At 73.8% G+C, this 17,952-nt stretch carries 20 protein-coding genes; 9 read left to right on the top strand and 11 right to left on the bottom strand.

Annotation, left to right across the window (positions count from 1 at the left end; all coding sequences use genetic code 11):
- The gene (gene rhaI / locus RNC47_RS23715; protein ID WP_311601551.1) at positions 1-1,161 is read right to left on the bottom strand and encodes an L-rhamnose isomerase; all 1,161 of its coding nucleotides are present in this window, start codon (positions 1,159-1,161) and stop codon (positions 1-3) included.
- Positions 1,162-1,434: 273 nt separating this feature from the next.
- Between rhaI and RNC47_RS23710 the strand changes: the two genes are divergently transcribed.
- The 3 genes from RNC47_RS23710 to RNC47_RS23700 all read left to right on the top strand — a co-directional run bounded on the left by RNC47_RS23710 (position 1,435) and on the right by RNC47_RS23700 (position 3,325).
- Positions 1,435-1,758: an L-rhamnose mutarotase gene (locus RNC47_RS23710; RefSeq protein WP_311601550.1), complete on the top strand. Its 324-nt coding sequence runs from the start codon at positions 1,435-1,437 to the stop codon at positions 1,756-1,758.
- 94 nt (positions 1,759-1,852) lie between these two features.
- Positions 1,853-2,893: a LacI family DNA-binding transcriptional regulator gene (locus RNC47_RS23705; RefSeq protein ID WP_311601549.1), complete on the top strand. Its 1,041-nt coding sequence runs from the start codon at positions 1,853-1,855 to the stop codon at positions 2,891-2,893.
- A 9-nt stretch (positions 2,894-2,902) separates the two neighbouring features.
- The gene (locus RNC47_RS23700; protein ID WP_311601548.1) at positions 2,903-3,325 is read left to right on the top strand and encodes a secondary thiamine-phosphate synthase enzyme YjbQ; all 423 of its coding nucleotides are present in this window, start codon (positions 2,903-2,905) and stop codon (positions 3,323-3,325) included.
- A gap of 131 nt (positions 3,326-3,456) precedes the next feature.
- On the opposite strand, the gene RNC47_RS23695 is transcribed toward RNC47_RS23700, so the two are convergent.
- The 4 genes from RNC47_RS23695 to RNC47_RS23680 all read right to left on the bottom strand — a co-directional run bounded on the left by RNC47_RS23695 (position 3,457) and on the right by RNC47_RS23680 (position 7,444).
- Positions 3,457-4,347: a sirohydrochlorin chelatase gene (locus RNC47_RS23695; RefSeq protein WP_311601547.1), complete on the bottom strand. Its 891-nt coding sequence runs from the start codon at positions 4,345-4,347 to the stop codon at positions 3,457-3,459.
- Between the two features lie 109 nt (positions 4,348-4,456).
- Positions 4,457-5,491 (bottom strand): N-acetylglucosamine kinase, encoded by a 1,035-nt coding sequence (locus RNC47_RS23690; protein WP_311601546.1) that lies wholly within the window; start codon positions 5,489-5,491, stop codon positions 4,457-4,459.
- Entirely contained in the window at positions 5,488-6,165 is a 678-nt protein-coding gene (locus tag RNC47_RS23685; protein WP_311601545.1) for a uracil-DNA glycosylase, read from the bottom strand. Before RNC47_RS23685 ends, RNC47_RS23690 begins: the two co-directional genes overlap by 4 nt.
- A gap of 196 nt (positions 6,166-6,361) precedes the next feature.
- Positions 6,362-7,444: an NADH:flavin oxidoreductase/NADH oxidase gene (locus RNC47_RS23680; protein WP_311601544.1), complete on the bottom strand. Its 1,083-nt coding sequence runs from the start codon at positions 7,442-7,444 to the stop codon at positions 6,362-6,364.
- Between the two features lie 127 nt (positions 7,445-7,571).
- On the opposite strand from RNC47_RS23680, the gene RNC47_RS23675 reads away from it, so the two are divergent.
- Positions 7,572-7,934, top strand: a complete 363-nt coding sequence (locus tag RNC47_RS23675) for an ArsR/SmtB family transcription factor (protein ID WP_311601542.1) — start codon at positions 7,572-7,574, stop codon at positions 7,932-7,934.
- Between the two features lie 36 nt (positions 7,935-7,970).
- Here RNC47_RS23675 and RNC47_RS23670 read toward each other — a convergent pair whose 3' ends face one another.
- Positions 7,971-8,630, bottom strand: coding sequence for a DUF305 domain-containing protein (locus RNC47_RS23670; RefSeq protein WP_311601541.1), 660 nt, complete (start codon positions 8,628-8,630; stop codon positions 7,971-7,973).
- Between the two features lie 126 nt (positions 8,631-8,756).
- Here RNC47_RS23670 and RNC47_RS23665 point away from each other — a divergent pair, with 126 nt between their 5' ends.
- Positions 8,757-10,232: an LVIVD repeat-containing protein gene (locus RNC47_RS23665; RefSeq protein WP_311601540.1), complete on the top strand. Its 1,476-nt coding sequence runs from the start codon at positions 8,757-8,759 to the stop codon at positions 10,230-10,232.
- Here RNC47_RS23665 and RNC47_RS23660 read toward each other — a convergent pair.
- The 3 genes from RNC47_RS23660 to RNC47_RS23650 all read right to left on the bottom strand — a co-directional run bounded on the left by RNC47_RS23660 (position 10,223) and on the right by RNC47_RS23650 (position 12,400).
- The gene (locus tag RNC47_RS23660; protein WP_311601539.1) at positions 10,223-10,873 is read right to left on the bottom strand and encodes a TetR/AcrR family transcriptional regulator; all 651 of its coding nucleotides are present in this window, start codon (positions 10,871-10,873) and stop codon (positions 10,223-10,225) included. The genes RNC47_RS23665 and RNC47_RS23660 overlap by 10 nt on opposite strands.
- A gap of 151 nt (positions 10,874-11,024) precedes the next feature.
- On the bottom strand, positions 11,025-11,720 hold the full coding sequence (locus RNC47_RS23655; protein WP_311601538.1) for an HAD family hydrolase: 696 nt from the start codon (positions 11,718-11,720) through the stop codon (positions 11,025-11,027).
- Between the two features lie 122 nt (positions 11,721-11,842).
- Positions 11,843-12,400, bottom strand: coding sequence for a DUF5134 domain-containing protein (locus RNC47_RS23650; protein ID WP_311601537.1), 558 nt, complete (start codon positions 12,398-12,400; stop codon positions 11,843-11,845).
- Positions 12,401-12,509: 109 nt separating this feature from the next.
- On the opposite strand from RNC47_RS23650, the gene RNC47_RS23645 reads away from it, so the two are divergent.
- Positions 12,510-13,061 carry a GNAT family N-acetyltransferase gene (locus tag RNC47_RS23645; protein WP_311601535.1) on the top strand — a complete coding sequence of 184 codons (552 nt, stop codon included), beginning with the start codon at positions 12,510-12,512 and terminating at the stop codon, positions 13,059-13,061.
- Here the strand turns inward: RNC47_RS23645 and RNC47_RS23640 are convergent.
- A complete protein-coding gene (locus RNC47_RS23640) occupies positions 13,045-13,728 on the bottom strand; it encodes a glycerophosphodiester phosphodiesterase (RefSeq protein ID WP_311601534.1) in 684 nt (227 codons plus the stop codon). The two genes, RNC47_RS23645 and RNC47_RS23640, sit on opposite strands and share 17 nt — an antisense overlap.
- Positions 13,729-13,872: 144 nt before the next feature.
- On the opposite strand from RNC47_RS23640, the gene RNC47_RS23635 reads away from it, so the two are divergent.
- The 3 genes from RNC47_RS23635 to RNC47_RS23625 are packed head-to-tail and all read left to right on the top strand — an operon-like array spanning position 13,873 to position 17,158.
- On the top strand, positions 13,873-15,270 hold the full coding sequence (locus tag RNC47_RS23635) for a DUF6421 family protein (protein WP_311601533.1): 1,398 nt from the start codon (positions 13,873-13,875) through the stop codon (positions 15,268-15,270).
- 50 nt (positions 15,271-15,320) lie between these two features.
- Positions 15,321-16,094 carry an SDR family NAD(P)-dependent oxidoreductase gene (locus RNC47_RS23630; protein ID WP_311601532.1) on the top strand — a complete coding sequence of 258 codons (774 nt, stop codon included), beginning with the start codon at positions 15,321-15,323 and terminating at the stop codon, positions 16,092-16,094.
- Positions 16,073-17,158 (top strand): threonine aldolase family protein, encoded by a 1,086-nt coding sequence (locus RNC47_RS23625; protein WP_311601531.1) that lies wholly within the window; start codon positions 16,073-16,075, stop codon positions 17,156-17,158. The genes RNC47_RS23630 and RNC47_RS23625 overlap by 22 nt, the downstream gene beginning before the upstream one ends.
- Before the next feature lie 58 nt (positions 17,159-17,216).
- Here RNC47_RS23625 and RNC47_RS23620 read toward each other — a convergent pair whose 3' ends face one another.
- Positions 17,217-17,930: a lysophospholipid acyltransferase family protein gene (locus RNC47_RS23620; protein WP_311601530.1), complete on the bottom strand. Its 714-nt coding sequence runs from the start codon at positions 17,928-17,930 to the stop codon at positions 17,217-17,219.
- Positions 17,931-17,952: the final 22 nt, after the last annotated feature.

Below are 17,952 nucleotides of genomic sequence, written 5' to 3'. Positions count from 1 at the left end.
TCACGCCCCCCAACCGGCCTGCTCGCCGCCCACGCGCTCGGCCCTGATCCGCTCGCCCCAGCCCGACCTCCGGTAGGCGGCGATGGGGTCGGGGTCGAGGCCCTGCTCCTGGCGCACCTCGGCCAGCAGCGGCCGCACGTCGGTGTTGAAGGCGTCCATCAGCACCGCGTTGGCGCCCAGCACGTCACCGGCCGCCTGCGCGGCGGCCAGCGCGTCCCGATCCACGAGCAGCGCCTTGGCCGTCGCCTCCTGGACGTTCATCACCGAGCGGATGATCGCCGGGATCTTGGGCTCGATGTTGTGGCACTGGTCGAGCATGAACGCCACGTCGGGCGTGAACCCGCCGCCGCGCACCACCTCGTACATGATGCGGAAGAGCTGGAACGGGTCGGCCGCCCCGACCATCAGGTCGTCGTCGGCGTAGAAGCGGGAGTTGAAGTCGAAGCCGCCCAGCTTCCCCTCGCGCAGCAGCACCGCGACGATGAACTCGATGTTGGTGCCCGGCGCGTGGTGCCCGGTGTCCACCACGACCTGCGCCTTGGGGCCGAGCCGCAGGCAGTGCGCGTAGGACGTGCCCCAGTCGGGGACGTCGGTGGTGTAGAAGGCGGGCTCGAAGAACTTGTACTCCAGCAGCATCCGCTGGTGCTCGCCGAGGCGCTCGTAGACCGCGGCCAGCGCCTCGGCCAGCCGGTCCTGGCGGGCCCTGATGTCGTCCTGTCCCGGGTAGTTGGTGCCGTCGGCGAACCACAGCTTCAGGTCGCGGGAGCCGGTGGCGTCCATGATGTCGACGCACTCGAGGAGGTGGTCGAGTGCCTTGCGGCGCACGGTGGCGTCCGGGTGGCAGACGCTGCCGAGCCGGTAGTCGTCGTCCTGGAAGACGTTGGAGTTGATGGCGCCGAGCCGCAACCCCCGTTCCTTCGCGTAGGCGGCGAGGGCGGCGTAGTCGTCGACCCGGTCCCAGGGGATGTGCAGCGCGACGGTCGGCGCGACTCCCGTGTACCGGTGCACCTGGGCCGCGTCGTCGAGCTTCTCGCGCGGGGTGCGCGGCACTCCCTCCTGCGTGAACACCTTGAAGCGGGTGCCGGAGTTTCCGTAGGCCCACGACGGGGTCTCGATTGACTGCGAGGTCAGTGCCGCCTTGACGGCGGATGGGGCGGTCATGCGATCAGGGCTCCCGGGGTGCGGACACCGATATGAATCGTTTCACTGAACCCCGACGCTAAGAGCGGGCGGCGATCGCTGTCAAGGGAGCGGATCATGATCGGTGCGTGGCGCGTGACCCGCCGGGTCCCGGCGTTGAACTGGGGATCTTGACGCTCGGCGGCGGCCGTGGCTAGCTTCCCGGCAGTCGAATGAATCCTTTCAGCCCTGTCGGTCGCGGTCGTGCCCAACGCCCCGAGGCGGGCGGGGCGTGCTCCGGGGAGGCGGGCAACCATGGCGCAACGGGTCTGTTTTCTGCTCAAGGTCAGGGCCGACCGGATCGAGGAGTACCGGGAACGGCACGCGGCCGTCTGGCCCGAGATGCTGGAGGCGCTCTCCGCCACAGGCTGGCACAACTACTCGCTGTTCCTGCGCGAGGACGGGCTGCTGGTGGGGTATCTGGAGACCGAGGACTTCGCCGCCGCCCAGGAGGCGATGGCCGCCACCGAGGTCAACGCCCGCTGGCAGGCCGAGATGGGGGAGTTCTTCGAGTCCCTGGACGGAGCTCGGCCCGACGAGGCGATGAAGCCGCTGACCGAGGTCTTCCACCTGGCCTGAACCCGGCCCGACGGGTGTGACCTCGCCGGTGCCGCACGATGCATACGATGGCTGGGCGTGACTGACGCGTAACGAGACGAACGGGGCACGGCACATGGCGCACACGGTGGGGATCAAGGAAGTCGCCCGGCAGGCCGGGGTGTCGGTGGGGACGGTCTCCAACGTGATCAACCGCCCCCACATGGTGGCTGACGAGACCCGCGAGCGCGTCCAGACCGCCATCGTCGAGCTCGGTTACGTGCGCAGCGAGTCCGCGCGTCAACTGCGGGCCGGCCAGAGCCGGATCATCGCCCTGCTGGTGCTGGACATGGCCAACCCCTTCTTCGTGGACGTCGCCTCGGGCGCGGAGCGGGTGGCGCGCGCGGCCACCCTCGGCGTGATGCTCTGCAACAGCGCCCAGAGCACCTCGGAGGAGTCCGACTACCTGTCGCTCTTCGCCGAGCAGCGGGTGCGCGGCGTGCTGCTCACCCCGGCCGACATGTCCGGGCGCAACCTGGCGGACTTCCGTCGCCACGGCATCCCCTTCGTGCTGGTCGACCGGGTGCTGCCGAGCGCCGAGGGCTGCTCGGTCTCGGTGGACGACGTGCTGGGCGGCACGCTGGCGGTGCGCCATCTGCTCGCCCAGGGACACACCTCGGTGGCCTATGTCAGCGGCCCGATGACGCTCCAGCAGTGCCAGGACCGGATGGAGGGCGCGGTGGCCGCGCTGACCGAGGCGGGCCTGCCGGACTCGGCGCTGCGCCACGTGGAGGCCGAGCGGCTCGACGTGCCGGCCGGGCGGGACGCGGGCGGCCGGCTGCTGGGGATGGCGGACCGCCCCACCGCGGTGTTCTGCGCCAACGACCTGCTGGCTCTCGGTGTGCTCCAGGCGCTGTTCGCGGCCGGCGTCCGGGTGCCGGACGAGGTGGCGCTGGTCGGCTACGACGACATCGAGTTCGCCGCGGCCGCGGCCGTGCCGTTGACCTCGGTGCGCCAGCCGGCCGTGCGGATGGGGCGGCAGGCCGCCGAGCTGCTGCTCGAGGAGACGGGGGAGAGCGCCGGGCTCCACCGGCACCAGCGCATCGTCCTCGAACCCGAGCTGATCGTCCGTGAGTCGAGCATGGTCGCGCGGCGCCGAGCGGTCGCCGGCTCGTAGCGTTGGACCATGAGCGATTCCTTCCATACCCGGGTGCTGCGCGTCGCCACCGGCTCCCGGGAGACCGTCGTCGACCTCACCCGTGACTGCGAGGCGTTCCTCGCCGAGTCCGCGCGGGGCGCCGACGGCCTGTTGAACGTGTTCGTGCCGCACGCGACGGCCGGGGTGGCCGTCCTGGAGACGGGCGCGGGCAGCGACGACGACCTGCTGGCCGCGCTGCGCGACCTGCTGCCGGCGGACGACCGCTGGCGCCACCGGCACGGCTCCCGCGGCCACGGTCGGGACCACGTGCTGCCGGCCCTGGTCGCCCCGCACGCCACCCTGCCGGTGATCGGCGGTCGGCTGAGCCTCGGGACCTGGCAGTCGGTCTGCCTGGTCGACACCAACGTCGACAACGCCGAACGCCAGGTCAGGCTCAGCTTCCTCGGCTGAGCCGGTGGCCGGCGGCGGTCGGCGGTGGCCGGGCACGACAGGGCCCGAGGTGCCGCGCACGGTGAGCTCGACCGCGGGGTACCTCGGGCCTGGGATGTCGCCGGGGGAGGGCCGCTTCCCGGCCCGTCCGCTCAGCCGACGGGTGAGCCGGGGCGCTGCGGGGTGATGCCGACCTCCGCCATGTAGGTCGACAGCACCAGCTTGCCGACCGCCGGGTAGGCGCCCAGCGGCTCGGCGGCCGCGCAGCCGGCCTCCTCGGCCGCTGCGGCCAGCAGCCCGTCGGGCACCTCGGGCCCGATCAGGCAGGGAGCCAGGGCGAGTTGCTGTGAGCCGGCCTCGGTGAGCCGGGTCGCCGTGTCGGCGACGGCGCCGTCCTCGTCGAGCGCCGCGGCGAGCACCGGCACGGCGAGCCGCGCGGAGAGCAGCATGCCGGTGATGCCGGCCGCCTGCACGGCCTCCTCACCGCCCACCGTGGCCAGCACGATGCCGTCGGCCGCCGTGGCGACCGTGAACAGCCGGGCCCGGTCGGCGCGGGCGAGACCCGCCTCGGAGAGCCGCACGTGCACGGCTTCGGCGAGCAGCGGGTGCGGACCGAGGACGTCGGTGAGCCCCGCGCCCGAGCCGCTGCCCAGCACCGCCTGCCGTATGACCCGCAGGTGGGCGCTGTCCGGGCTGGCCAGCAGCGGCACGACCACCGGCGCCGGCCGCTCCGCGTCGTCCACGTCGCCACCGGCCTCGGCCACGATCCGCGCCAACACCTGCTGCAGGGACGGGAACTCCTCGTCCTGGCTCTCGGCGAAGCCGATCCGCGCGTCGAGCCCGGGCAGCTCCGAGCGCGCGATGCTCACCACCTCCTCGGCCAGCGAGAGGCTGGCGGCGGAGGGCGCGCCGGGCACGGCGAGCACCAGCGTGGGCGCGCCGTCGGGCGCGGACGCCGGCTCCGGACGGCGGTGGCGTCCCGGCTGACGTGGACGCGGCATTCGTACGGGGAGGCCGGATCCCGGCCCAGTGGGGGAGCTCATGTCGCCGCATGTTAATGCCTTGACGTGCTGGGCAGTTCGCCAGGGGGGATACGGTCACCTTCCATCCCGTTTTGTCCCGCGCGTAGGTGTGAGCCCTCCCGTCGCCGCGTTACCGCGCCGCCACCCGGCCGTCATGGGCCGGCACCTCGTGCACGCTGAGCAGCCCCGGCTCCTCGGGCAGGCCGAGCGGGCCGGCCGCGGCGCGCGCCGCCAGCGTGAGCGCGCCGTGGAGCGGGTCACCCGCCGCCGGGACGAGCGTCGCCGCGGGCAGCCGAGCCGCCAACTCCTCCCGCAGCGGCCGCAGCAGCGGCTCGCCGAGCCGCAACAGGCCGCCGGTGAGGGCGATCACCGGCTCGGCCACCGGCGGGCAGACGGCGGCGGCCGTGGCTGCGATCTCGCCCGCCGCCGCGCGCAGGATGGCCACCGAGACCGGATCCGGCGGCTCGGCGGTCGCGCACCGGGCGACCTCGGGGGCGAAGGCGGCCAGCCAGGCGGGCCGGTCGGAGCGCGGATACAGCAGGCCGGGCAGCCCCGCGGCCGGCCCGAGGACGGCCTCGACCCTGGCGAGCAGCGCCGCCGAGCCGCCCGCCCGCCCGTCGTGGGCGCGCAGCGCCGCGGTCAGCCCCTCCCGGCCGATCCAGGAGCCGCCGCCACAGTCGCCCAGCAGGTGGCCCCAGCCGTCCGCCCGCCGCCAGTGGTGGCCGTCCAGGCCCAGGGCGATCAGGCCGGTGCCGGCGGCCACCACGGCGCCCGGCCGCCCGCCGAGCGCCCCCACATGACCCGTCACCACGTCGGCCGCCAGCACGAGCCGGCGCGCCCCGAGCCCGGTGGCCAACGCCTCGGGCAGCTCGGCGCGCAACCGCCCGCCGAGGGTCTGCATCCCGGCGGCGCCCACACAGCCGGCCACCACCCGGGAGCCGCCCGCCTCGGCGAGCAACCGCCGGGCCGCGGGCAGCAGTCGGGCGACCAGCCGGCCGGCGTCGATGCCGCCGCCGGTCGTCGGCACCGGCTCGTCGGACGCCACCACCCCGCAGGGCTCGGCCGCCGACCCGGAGGCAACCCTGGCCAGCGCCACCCGCAGCCCGGAGCCGCCGGAGTCCACCCCCAGCACGAACCGGGGGCCGGCCGCGGGGCCCTCGGTCACGGCAGCTTCCAGTCCACCGGCGCCGCGCCCTGCTCCTCGAGCAGTGTGTTGACGCGGCTGAAGGGGCGGGAGCCGAAGAAACCGCGATCGGCCGACATGGGGGAGGGGTGGGCCGACTCCACCGTCGGCACCGGACCGAGCATCGGCCGCAGCCCGCGGGCGTCCCGGCCCCACAGGACGGCCACCAGCGGCCTGCCCCTGGCGACCAACGCCTTGATGGCCTGCTCGGTGACCTCCTCCCAGCCCTTGCCGCGGTGGGCCCCCGGCCGGCGGGGCGCGGTCGTCAGGGCCCTGTTGAGCAGGAGCACGCCCTGGTCCGTCCAGGGCGTCAGGTCGCCCGTGGACGGCCTGGGCAGCCCGAGGTCCGTGTTGAGCTCCCGGAAGATGTTCTCCAGCGAGCCGGGCAGCGGGCGGACGTCGGGGGCGACCGAGAAGCTGAGCCCCACGGCGTGTCCCGGCGTCGGGTAGGGGTCCTGACCGACGATCAGGACCCGCACCTCGGTGAAGGGCTGCTGAAAGGCTCTCAGGACGTTGGGTCCCGCCGGCAGATAGGTGCGCCCGGCGGCGATCTCGGCGCGCAGGAAGTCGCCCATGGCGGCGATCCGGTCGGCCACCGGGGCCAGGGCCTCGGCCCAGCCGGGCTCGATGATCTCGTTCAATGGTCGTGCTGCCACGGTCCGTCACCCTACTGGCCCCGCCGGGCCCCGGTCTCCCCGATCCGGGAAACCGGAGCCCCACGGACCTCGTCTCCGCCGGCCGGTCCCGCCCGGGACCGGCCGATCCGACCTCACCGTCGGACCAGGCCAGTGTGGACCAGGGCACTGACAACGCGTGTCCGGCGACCGTCGGGCGCGCCGGTCCCCGGGGCGCTCAGGCGGCCCTGTGGTACTGCGCGGGACGGTGGCCGAGCTCCGCGCCCAACTCGCGCGCCGCCCGCCTCGGCCAGTACGGCTCGCGCAGCAGTTGGCGGCCGAGGAACACCGCGTCCGCCTCGCCGTTCTCCAGGATGGCGGCTGCCTGCGCCGGCTCGGTGATCAGCCCGACGGCGGCCGTCGGCAGCCCGGTCTCCGCCCGCACCCGGGCGGCGAACGGCACCTGGTACCCGGGGCCGGTCGGTATCCGCACGTTCGGCGCGTTGCCGCCCGTGGACACGTCGAGCACGTCCACCCCGTGGGCGCGCAGGTCGGCGGCGAAGCGCACCGTGTCGTCCGCGGTCCAGCCGTTCTCGGCCAGCCAGTCGGTGGCCGAGATCCGGAAGAAGAGCGGCAGCCGCTCGGGCCAGACCGCCCGCACCGCGTCGACGACCTCGAGCGCGAAGCGGGTGCGGCCGGCGAAGTCGCCGCCGTAGGCGTCGGTGCGCCGGTTGCTGTGCGGGGAGAGGAACTCGCCGATCAGATAGCCGTGCGCCCCGTGGATCTCGGCCACCTGGAAGCCCGCGTCCAGCGCCCGGCGGGCGGCCGCCGCGAACTGGGCCGTGACCTCGGCGATCTGCTCGACGGTCAGCTCCGCCGGCACCGGGCTGCCCTCGTCGAACGGCACCGGGCTCGGCCCGACCGGCCGCCAGCCGCCCGCCTCGGGCCCCAATGCCCCGCCGCCCCGCCAGGGCCGGTCGGTCGACGCCTTGCGCCCGGCGTGGGCGAGTTGGATGCCCGCGGTTGAGCCCTGCCCGCCGACGAACGAGGCGATCCCGCGCAGCCCCTCGGCCTGTCGGTCGTTCCACAGTCCGAGGTCGGCCGGGCTGATCCTGCCCTCCGGGCTGACCGCGGTGGCCTCGACCAGGATCAGCCCGGCGCCGCCCACCGCCCGGGAGCCGTAGTGGGTGAGGTGCCAGTCGTTGACGGCGCCGGTGTCGGGCCCCGAGGTGTCCGCCGAGTACTGGCACATGGGCGACATCCAGACCCGGTTGGGGATGGTCAGGGACCTCAGTGTCCAGGGCTCGAACAGCGCGCTCATGCGACGTCCTCCGTGATCGGCCGGCCCCTCCGGGCCCGGCGGCGGCGAGATGCCACCCCATAGTACGAGGAGCATCGTACTATTGGAGTGGTCGGTCCCGGGGGGCACCTCTCGTACAATTGCCCGCATGACCCCGAGCACCTCAGGCGCCGCCGCCGGCCGCGATCTCCCGCACCCGGCGCGCCAGCAGATCCGGCTCGAGGAGGTGCTGCACGCGCTCGCCGACCCGGTGCGGCTCGCCGTGGTGAGCCGGCTGGCCGCGGGGGACGAGGAGCTCGCATGCTCCGTCTTCGACGTGCCGGTGAGCAAGTCCACCAGCACCCACCACTTCCGGGTGCTGCGGGAGAGCGGCGTGATCCGCCAGGTCTACCGCGGCACCGCCAAGATGAACGCGCTGCGCCGAGCCGACCTGGACGCCCGCTTCCCCGGCCTGCTCGACGCGGTCCTGGCCGCCGCCCGCCACGAGCGGCAGCCGGCCGTCGCCCGTTAGGCCCTGGCCGGCCGACGACCGGCGCCCCGCCCGGGGTCAGCGCATGGCTTCCATCCGGTCGATCTCGACGCTCTGGTCCGCCAGCATGTCGTTCGCCAACTGCTGGGCCGGCCCGTCGTTGCCCGTGGTGAGCGCCTCCGTGGTCATCGTCACCGCGCCCTGGTGGTGGGCGATCATCAGGTCCAGGAAGAGCGCGTCGAACTCGGCTCCCTCGGCGGCCTCCAAGGCCTCCAACTGCTCGGGCGTCGCCATCCCCGGCATGTCCTCGGAGTCATGGCCGCCGTGCCCCTCGCGGTCCTCGTCCGCCGCCGCCCCCGCGTTGCGTGTCAACCAGGCCTCCATCGCGGCGATCTCGCCGTTCTGTCCCGCGGTGATGCGGTCGGCCAGCCGCCGCACCGACTCCTCGTCCGACCGGTCGTCGACCAGTTCGGCCATGGTCAGGGCCTGTTCGTGGTGCTCGATCATCATCCGCATGAAACGGAAGTCGGCGGCGTTGGGCTCGGTGCCCTCCTGAGCCGCCTCGCGGGCCTCCTCGGGCGAGATCGTCCTGGCCGGCTCTCCTGGCCCGGCGGGCGCGATGACCTGCTGCGAGTCGGCGTCGGCGGCCGGCTCCGCCTCGTCGGTGCAGCCGGCCGCCAGGGTCAGGGCCGCCACGGCGGCCAGGGCGGCGAGCAGGGGTCGGCGACGGTCCGTCAATGCTCCTCCTGTTGTACGCGGATGACAGTTCGGTTACCCATCTTGATATGTACATGGGTGGGCGGATACTGAGGGATCATGTTCCGCCCGGCACGGCGCGGAACCCGCGGATTCGAGGGAGGACGCGTGACATCGTTGCACACAACCCGGGTGCGACGCAGACGGCTTGGCACACTCGCCGCCGTCTCCGGCCTGCTGGCCGCGCTCTTCGTGGCGACCCCGGCATCGGCGACTCCCGACCCCGGAGACGGCTCCGTCTCTGGAGAAGAGGTCTCAGGGAGCGAGCGGGCCGAGGTCAGGGCCGCGATAGCCGACGGCGAGATACCCGGTGTGGGCGAGATCGCGCACAGCGAGAACATCACGCCGGTCGCCCATGTCCCGCACGCCTCCGGGCTGCCAGGGACCAACTCCGACATCGCCTTCCAGGGCCGGTACGCCTTCGCCGGCAACTACGACGGCTTCGTGGTCTACGACATCCGCCGCCCCGAGTCACCGAGGATCGTCAGCCAGGTGCTCTGCCCCGGCGGCCAGGGCGACGTGGCGGTCAGCGGCGACCTGCTCATCCTCGCCGTCGACTCCTCGCGCAGCGACGACTCCTGCAACAGCGTTCCCCAGTCGGCGAGCATCGCCGAGTCCTGGGAGGGCATCCGGATCTTCGACATCAGCGACGTGCGGAACCCGGAGTACGTGGCCGCCGTCGAGACCTCCTGCGGCTCGCACACCCAGACCCTGGTGCCCGACGGCCGAAACCTCTACGTCTACGTCTCCTCCTACTCCCCGAGCGCATCCTTCCCCGACTGCCAGCCGCCGCACGACGGCATCTCCGTGGTCCGCGTGCCGCGCGGCGCGCCCGAGCGGGCCGAGCTCTCCTCCTTCGAGACGCTCTTCCCCGAGGGCGGCTTCCCCGGTGACGACTCCGGCTCCGCCACCACCGGCTGCCACGACATCACCGCCTACCCGGCGCTCGACCTGGCCGCCGGCGCCTGCATGGGCGACGGCATCCTGATGGACATCTCGGATCCGGCCAGGCCCTACGTCATCGACCAGGTGCAGGACGCCGAGCACTTCGCGTTCTGGCACTCGGCCACCTTCAGCCAGGACGGCTCCAAGGTCGTGTTCACCGACGAACTCGGCGGCGGCGGCGGTCCGATGTGCAACCCAGAGACCGGCGACGAGTTCGGCGCCGACGGCATCTACCACGTCACCGGCCGCGGCGACAACCGTCAACTCGTCTTCCAGGGCTACTACAAGATGCCGCGCGAGCAGGCCGACACCGAGAACTGCGTGGCGCACAACGGCTCGCTGATCCCCGCCCGGGGCCGCGACATCATGGTGCAGGCGTGGTACCAGGGCGGCGTCTCCGTCTGGGACTTCACCGACTCCAGCAACCCGCGCGAGATCGGCTACTTCGAGCGCGGGCCGCTCACCGAGGACGTGCTGTCCTTCGGCGGCTCCTGGTCCGCCTACTACTACAACGGCTACATCTACTCCAACGACCAGGCGGGCCTCGACGTCCTGCGGATCGACGACCGGCGCACCGACAGCGCCGAACGCGTCCGCCTGTCGGAGCTCAACGTCCAGACCCAGCCCAGCTACCGCTGAGTCAGCTGACGTGTTCGTGACGTCCCGCCGGGCGGCCCCCCGTCCGGCGGGACCCCCGACTCCCAGTCGAGTCCGTACCGCTCGAACAACTCACCGCGCAGCCGCGCCAGCGGCATCGGCGCGCCGGGCAGCAGTTGCGCCACCACGGCGCCCATCAGCTGGGCCCGCAGCATCGGGTAGTCGGTGTCCGGGTCCGCCGAGCCGTAGCCGACCACGGTCTGCCGCAGCAGCGCCGCGAGGCGCTGCTGCTCGGCGCACTGGATGAACCCGTTCTGCTGCAGCAGCCCGGCCATGTGCGCCCGCATCAACACCGGCCGGTCGCGGGCCAGTCCGAGGATCGCGTCGATCGCCCGCGCCAGCAGCTCCCCGCCGGCGCGCGGGCCGGTCGGGACCGGCGGCCGCTCCAGCGCCTCGCTGAGGGTGAGGTGCATCAGGCGGTGGACGGCGGACTGCACCAGCTCCCGCTTGCCGGGGAAGTAGTAGGAGATCAGACCACGCGCCGACCTCGCCCGGTCGGCGATGTCGCCCAGGGTGGTGGCCTCGTAGCCGCGCTCGGAGACCAGCTCCACGGTCGCCTCGAGCAGCCGCTGTCGGGAGCGGCGCCGCATATCCGCATTGACCGACGCGCTGCGAGGGGACATGCTGGACTCCGGATGACTGGCTAACAGCCAGTATACTCGGCTGGCGCCAGGACATCCGCCCGCGGCGGAGCCCTGCCCGGCGGCTGTGCCGGTATCGGACGGCGCGGGGGACCGTCCGATACCGGCGCCGGCCTCTTCTCCCGGCCGTCGCTCAGCCGACCAGGTCGAGCACCGGGCGCAGGGCCGAGGGCCGCTCGTCGGCCGGCAGATGCTCCACCAACCGCACCGCGCAGCCGATCGCCGCCGCACCGGCGTCGGCGTGGGCGCTGTCGCCGACCATCAACACCCGCTCCGGCGGCAGCCCGAGCGCCCGGCAGGCGGTCAGGAACAGCCGCGGGTCCGGCTTCTGCACCCCGTGCTCGAACGACAGCGCGTACGCGGCCACGTAGCCGTCGAGTCCGTGTGCGCGCAGCACCGGGCGCAGGTCCCAGCCGATGTTGCTCACCACGGCGACGCCGATGCCGCGGGCGGCGAGTCCGCGCAGCACCTCCAGGCTGTCCGGATAGGGACGCCAGGCGGCCGGCTCCATGTGCCGGTCGTACAGGGCGTCGTAGAGCGCGGGCTCCGGCAGCCGCACCAGCCGGGCGAGACCCGTGTACAGCGCCCGGTGTCCGGCCGCGTGCCGGTCGCGCTCCCGCCACAGGTCGGCGAGCGCGGGCGGCACCGACCGCGGCGGCGCGCCGCCGGGCAACGCCCCGGCGTCCTCCAGCGCGGCCGCGTACCGGCCGAGCTGCTCCGCGGTGAACACGGTCCCGGTCCGCTCCGACGCCGCGCGCAGCCAGGAGACCGCGGGCTCCACGCGCATCAGCGTGCCGGAGAAGTCGAACATCACTCCCTTGAGGCTCATGGCACGATCCTGCCCACCTCGCGGCCCGCGCCCCAGCCGACGAGCGGCAGCAGAGCCCATGCCACCAGCCTAGGACGAGGCCGCCACCGCGCGGCACGCCCCCCGAGGGGCCGGCCCGGTGCTCACAGGCCCAGCAGCATCGCCAGCATGGCCACCGCGAGGGCCAGCCGGCAGGCCGCCGCCACCTCGGGCGGCCGCCCGGCGTCCGCCGGCCGGCCCACCACCACCTGGGCCGCCCCGGCGGCCGGCAACAGGCGGGGCGCGGTCAGCAGCGCGTAGCCCGCGAAGTAGACCAGCAGCGCCCCGGTGAGCGCCGGCAGCCCCGACGGCGTCCCGTGGCCGGCGTGCGAGCCGGGCGCCGCGGCCATCGCCACCACGGTGTGGAGCATGGCCGCCGCCTCCATCAGGTGGTGGGCCCGGTGCGCCGGTCCCCGCACCGCGAGGAGCGCGGCGCCGCACAGCGCTGCGCCGGCGCACACCAGCGGCAGCACCGGGGCGGCGGGCCACGGCGGCGCGGCCGGCAGTGCCATCGCCGCCATGCCGAGGCCCATGGTGCCCTCGGCCGCCGCGACCACCCGCCGCGGCCCGTCGACGCCACGGCGTGCCAGCAGCAGGCAGTAGCCGCCCGTGGCGCCGCACAGCGCGACCATCAGCCACCCCACCAACGCCGGACCATGCATCGGCACCTCCCGCGCCACCCGCCGGGAAGGCTGCCCAGGCCCAGGCGCGCATACGGCGGCGCACGCCCGCCGAGAGGGAGCGCGCGGGCGCGCGCTACGATGCGCGGCTGTGACGGCGAAGACAGACCTCAGCTTCCGGGTGGCCGGCGAGGCCGACGTGCCGGCCGTGGTGGCGCTCGTGGAGTCCGCCTACCGGGGCGACGCGAGCCGCGCCGGCTGGACCACGGAGGCCGACCTCCTCGACGGTCAGCGCACCGACCCGGCGGGGGTGCGCGCGGTGATCACCACCCCCGGCAGCCGGCTGCTCGTGGTGGAGCGCGCGGACGATCTTGTCGCCTGCTGTCAGCTGGAGCGCCGTACCGGACCCGGCGGGCTGGTCGCCGCCTACTTCGGCATGTTCGCGGTCCGCCCCGGCCTGCAGGGTGGGGGAGTGGGCCGCCGGGTCCTGGCGGAGGCGGAGCGCCGGGCCCGCGCCGAGTGGGCCGCGACCGAGATGCGGATGCAGGTGATCTCCGCCCGCGACGAGCTCATCGCCTGGTACGAACGGCGCGGCTACGCCCGCACCGGCGAGCTGTCGCCGTTCCCCTACGGCGACGAGCGCTTCGGCGTCCCCCGCCGCGCCGACCTGGCCTTCGAGCTCCTGGTCAAGCCCCTGACCTGACCGCCGTCACGATCTCCGGCACGTCGGTCACCACTCCGTCGAGAGCCAGCTCGCGCGCCCGGGCGAGCTCGTCCGGCGTGTTCACCGTCCAGCTGATGACGCCGATCCCCGTGGCCCGGCAGCGGGCCACGACCTCGGCCGAGAGCCGCGCGAACTCGCAGGAGACCAACTCCGCGCCCAGCTCGGCGGCCCGCTCCGGGGCGGTGGCCGTCGAACGCCCGGTGACCAGGCCGAGCCCCACCTCCGGCAGCAGCGCCCGGGTCTCGCGCAGCGCCTCGTCGTGGAACGAGATCACCGTGACCCGCTCGGTGAGGCCGCGCCGCTCGATCACCTCGGCCAGCGCCCTGGCCGCGGCCCGGTCCTTGATCTCGGCCTGGATCGGCGCCGAGACCGCGTCCAGCACCTCGGTGAACAGCGGCACCCGCTCGCCCAGGCCGGCGTCCAGGCCGCGGAGCTCGGCGAGCGTGAGGTCCCTGACCTGACCCGTGCCGTCGGTGGTGCGGTCGACCGTGGCGTCGTGGATCACCACCAGTTCCCCGTCCTTGCTCAGGTGCAGGTCGAGCTCGATGGCGTCCAGCGCCATCCGGTCGGCTCGGCGGAACGAGCGCAGCGTGTTCTCGGGCTCGGCGCCCATGAGCCCGCGGTGTCCGATGGTCTGAAGCGGCATGGCGCGACCCTAGCCGCCACCGGTTGCCGCCGCCCGAACGGCGGGCGAAGGGGGCGGGGCGCGAAGTTCCCCGCCCCCGGTTGATCGAAGGATCCGCTGCGGATACCGTGCTATTACGAGAATTTCTGCTGTGGAGGATGGGTTATGACGGAAACTTTGGCGTCCCTCACCTCTGAGGGCGACACCGCCCCGACCGACCGGATCGTCGCGCGGCCCGCCTGGCACGCCCTCAAGCGAGCCGTCGAGGCCATCCGCCCCGCCCAGTCCACGGACGGCTCGGTGGACTTCGCGGCCGAGGGCGCCCCCACCCGCTCGCAGCTGACCCGGGAGATCGAGCACGCCGTCGCCGCGATCGAGGAGCTCGCGCCGCTGCTGCCGCACGACGCCGCCTACCACCGGGCCCTCGTAGCCGACCTGCGCCGCTGGGCCGACGAGGGCTTCGGCGTCCCGGACTTCCTGGACTCGCTGCTCGCCTTCCACCCGGAGAAGACCCGCGCCGACGGCCGCCAGCACCTGGTCGTCTTCCCCATGTACACGCAGAACGGCAACCCGGACCGCAACCTGGAGGCCGTGGTGCTGCGCGTCGTCTGGCCCGACTGGCTGGCCGAACTCGAACGCGAGCGCTTCGACAACCCGATGTTCGTCGGCATCACCTTCGAGGACTTCACCCCGGGCTACGACACCAACTCCGCCGTCCTCTTCCCCGAGACCATCGCGGTGCGCCAGGCGCCCGAGCGCTTCTCCTGGGGCGGCATCTTCTGCGACCGCGAGGCGGCTCGCTTCCGGCGCGTGATCGGCGCCGCCTGCGAGGTCACCAGCCTGCGGCTGCCGGAGGACGCGGCCGGACTCCTCACCGACCAGGACCGCTGCCAGCAGACGTTCGTCCTGTGGGACATGATCCACGACCGCACCCACAGCCACGGCGACCTGCCGTTCGACCCCTTCATGATCAAGCAGCGCCAGCCCTTCTGGATGTACGGCCTCGAGGAGCTGCGCTGCGACCTCACCGCCTTCCACGAGGCCGGGCGCCTGGCCGCCGACGGCTACCCCCAGGGCCGCGACGTCCAGTACGCGGTGCTGCTCGACCGGCTCTTCCGCTTCCCCGTCACCGGTGCCCGGGTCCGCAACTACGACGGCCTCGGCGGCCAGCTGCTCTTCGCCTACCTGCACCAGCACGACGCGCTGCGCTGGACCGACAACCGGCTGACCATCGACTGGGACCTCGCCCGCCGGGTCACCGCGCGGCTGCGCGAGGAGATCGAGACCCTCTACCGCCAGGGCATCGACCGCCCCAAGCTGGTGCACTGGTTCAAGGCCTACGAGCTGGTGTCGCGCCATCTCGCTCCCCACCCCGGCTCGACCTGGGCCAAGGGCCCGGAGGCCCTCGACCTCAGCCTCCCGCCCCGCAAACTGGTCGACGAGGTGCTGCCCGACGAGTTCCCGCTCAGCCTCTTCTACGAGGCGCTGGGCAAGAAGCTCCGCAAGGTCATCGAGTCCACCCGGGGCATCACCGCCACGGCCCCCGCCGCCAGCGCGGCGTGAGCGCGGGAGCGTGGCGCGGCATGATGGGACCCGACGAGGAGGCGAGCACCATGAGCACCACCACCCCCCGGGGCCCCGGCGACGGCGGCCCGCTGGAAGGCGCGGTCGTCGCGGTGGCCGGCGCCGGCGGCGCCGCCGGCCACGCCGTCCTGCGGCGCCTGGCCCAGGCCGGCGCCACGGTCGTCGCGGCCGACGCGGACGCCCAGCGGCTCGCCGCCGGCGTGGACGCGGCCCGGTACGCCCACGGCGGCGCCACCGTGGTCGGCGACACCGTCGACCTGCTGCACCTGGCGGCCACCCGCGAGTGGACCGCCAAGATCCTCAAGGACTTCGGGCGCGTCGACGGCCTCGTCCACCTCGTCGGCGGCTGGCGCGGCTCGGCCACCTTCGCCGAGACCGACCTCGCCGACTGGGACCTCCTGCACGACCTGCTGCTGCGCACGGTCCAGCACACCTCGCTCGCCTTCGAGGCACCGCTCGCCCGCGCGGGCAACGGCCGTTACGTGCTGGTGAGCGCCGCCGGCGCCGCCCGACCCACCGCGGGCAACGCCGCGTACGCCGCCGCCAAGGCCGCCGCCGAGGCCTGGACCCTGGCCCTGGCGGACGGCTTCCGCAAGACCGCGGACGGCGGCCCGCCGGGCGCCGCCGCCACCATCGTCGTCGTCAAGGCCCTGGTCAACGACGCGATGCGGGCCGAGCGGCCCGGGCACCGCTTCGCCGGCTTCACCGACGTCCGCGACCTGGCCGAGTCGATCTGTCAGCTCTGGTCCAAGCCCACCGAGGAAGTGAACGGAACCCGCCTGTGGCTCACCCGTCAGCCCTGACCGCCACCACCGACGCCACCCGCCACCACGACCCGGAGGTGCGCGGCTTCGCCAGCGACAACTACTCCGGCGTCCACCCCGAGATACTGGCGGCCATCGCGCTGGCCAACGGCGGCCACCAGCCCGCCTACGGCGCGGACGCCTACACCGAGCACCTCCAGGACGTGTTCCGGGCCCATCTCGGCCCGCACGCCGAGGTGTACCCCGTCTTCAACGGCACCGGCGCCAACGTCGTCGCCCTCCAGGCGCTCACCGACCGCTGGGGCGCCGTCATCACCGCCGAGACTGCGCACATCCACACCGACGAGTGCGGCGCGCCCGAGCGCGTCGGCGGCCTCAAGCTGCTCACCGTGCCCACCCCGGACGGCAAGCTCACCCCCGAGCTCATCGCCCGCCAGGCGTTCGGCTTCGACGACGAGCACCGCGCCACGCCCCAGGTGGTGTCGATCACCCAGACCACCGAGCTGGGCACCCGCTACACCCCGGACGAGATCCGCGCGGTCTGCGAGTTCGCGCACGAGCGCGGCATGACCGTCCACCTGGACGGCGCCCGGATCGCCAACGCGGCCGCCTCCCTCGACCTGCCGCTCGCCGCGTTCACCACCGACGTCGGCGTCGACGCGCTCTCCTTCGGCGGCACCAAGAACGGCATGCTCCTCGGCGAGGCCGTGGTGCTCCTCACCCCGGGCGTGGCCCGCCGGATGCGCCACGTCCGCAAGCTCTCCATGCAGCTCGCCGCCAAGATGCGCTTCGTCTCCGCGCAGTTCGAGGCGCTGCTCGCCGGCGATCTGTGGCTGCGCGGCGCCCGGCACGCCAACGCCATGGCCCGCCGGCTCGCGGACGGGGTGCGCGAGGTCGACGGGGTGCGGATCCTCCACCCGGTGGAGTCCAACGCGGTGTTCGCCCGCCTCCCGCACGACGTGAGCGAGCGCCTCCAGAAGCGCTACCGCTTCTACTTCTGGGACGAGGCCGCGGGCGACGTCCGCTGGATGTGCTCCTTCGACACCACCGAGGAGGACGTCGACGGCTTCCTCGCCGCCCTGCGCGAGGAGATGGCGCGTTAGGGCCCGCGCCGGGTGTGCTCCGCGCCGCGCACGGCGCGGAGCACACCTCGCACGCCGCTCAGAGCGCGTGCGCCGGCGGCGGCGCCGTGCCGCCCAGGTGCGCCGGCAGCCACCACGCGTCCTCCGCGTTCCGCGGGGTGGCCGGATAGGCGCGCTGGGCGGCGTCGAGCAGCTCCTGGACGCGCTCCCGCAGCCGGTCGGAGACGGTCGCCGCCGGCTCGTCCGGGTCGGCCGTCATCGGCGAACCTATCCGGATGGTGATCGGGAAGTGGTTGCGTCCCAGGTCACGCTTGCGGCCCTTGGTCCACAGCCGCTGGGTGCCCCACAGGGCCACCGGCAGCATCGGCACCTGCGCCTGCTGGGCCATCCGCGCCGCGCCCGACTTGAACTTCTTGAGCGTGAAGGACTCCGAGATCGTGGCCTCCGGGAAGATCCCCACGATCTCGCCGTCCTTGAGGGCCTTCAGCCCGTGTCGGAAGGCCGCCTCGCCCTGCGCCCGGTCCACCGGGATGTGCTTCATGGCCCGCATCAGCGGGCCCGAGACGCGGTGCCTGAACACCGACTCCTTGGCCATGAACCGGACCAGTCTGCGGGCCGGGCGGGCCGCGAACCCGGCGAAGACGAAGTCCAGATAGCCGATGTGGTTGCTCACCAGCACCGCCCCGCCGGTGCGCGGCACGTGCTCGCTGCCGGCGATGTCGAAGCGCAGGTCGAGCGCCTTGAACATCGTCCGCGCTGCGGCGACGACCGGCGGGTAAACGAACTCTGGCATGCGGAGGGCCCCTCTTCAAGTG

It is taken from the genome of Streptomyces millisiae (genome assembly GCF_031845425.1).
Taxonomy (GTDB): Bacteria; Actinomycetota; Actinomycetes; order Streptomycetales; family Streptomycetaceae; genus Streptomyces; species Streptomyces millisiae.
The sequence above is the reverse complement of the archived record's forward strand: the minus strand, read 5'-3'. Positions and strand labels throughout refer to the sequence as shown.

Coding starts and splice junctions, on each gene's coding strand:
- RNC47_RS23635 (WP_311601533.1), top strand. CDS start 13,873: ATGACGGAAACTTTGGCGTCCCTCACCTCTGAGGGCGACACCGCCCCG.
- RNC47_RS23705 (WP_311601549.1), top strand. CDS start 1,853: ATGGCGCACACGGTGGGGATCAAGGAAGTCGCCCGGCAGGCCGGGGTG.
- rhaI (WP_311601551.1), bottom strand. CDS start 1,161: ATGACCGCCCCATCCGCCGTCAAGGCGGCACTGACCTCGCAGTCAATC.
- RNC47_RS23710 (WP_311601550.1), top strand. CDS start 1,435: ATGGCGCAACGGGTCTGTTTTCTGCTCAAGGTCAGGGCCGACCGGATC.
- RNC47_RS23630 (WP_311601532.1), top strand. CDS start 15,321: ATGAGCACCACCACCCCCCGGGGCCCCGGCGACGGCGGCCCGCTGGAA.
- RNC47_RS23640 (WP_311601534.1), bottom strand. CDS start 13,728: ATGCCGCTTCAGACCATCGGACACCGCGGGCTCATGGGCGCCGAGCCC.
- RNC47_RS23695 (WP_311601547.1), bottom strand. CDS start 4,347: ATGAGCTCCCCCACTGGGCCGGGATCCGGCCTCCCCGTACGAATGCCG.
- RNC47_RS23680 (WP_311601544.1), bottom strand. CDS start 7,444: ATGAGCGCGCTGTTCGAGCCCTGGACACTGAGGTCCCTGACCATCCCC.
- RNC47_RS23675 (WP_311601542.1), top strand. CDS start 7,572: ATGACCCCGAGCACCTCAGGCGCCGCCGCCGGCCGCGATCTCCCGCAC.
- RNC47_RS23700 (WP_311601548.1), top strand. CDS start 2,903: ATGAGCGATTCCTTCCATACCCGGGTGCTGCGCGTCGCCACCGGCTCC.
- RNC47_RS23655 (WP_311601538.1), bottom strand. CDS start 11,720: ATGAGCCTCAAGGGAGTGATGTTCGACTTCTCCGGCACGCTGATGCGC.
- RNC47_RS23660 (WP_311601539.1), bottom strand. CDS start 10,873: ATGTCCCCTCGCAGCGCGTCGGTCAATGCGGATATGCGGCGCCGCTCC.
- RNC47_RS23620 (WP_311601530.1), bottom strand. CDS start 17,930: ATGCCAGAGTTCGTTTACCCGCCGGTCGTCGCCGCAGCGCGGACGATG.
- RNC47_RS23650 (WP_311601537.1), bottom strand. CDS start 12,400: ATGCATGGTCCGGCGTTGGTGGGGTGGCTGATGGTCGCGCTGTGCGGC.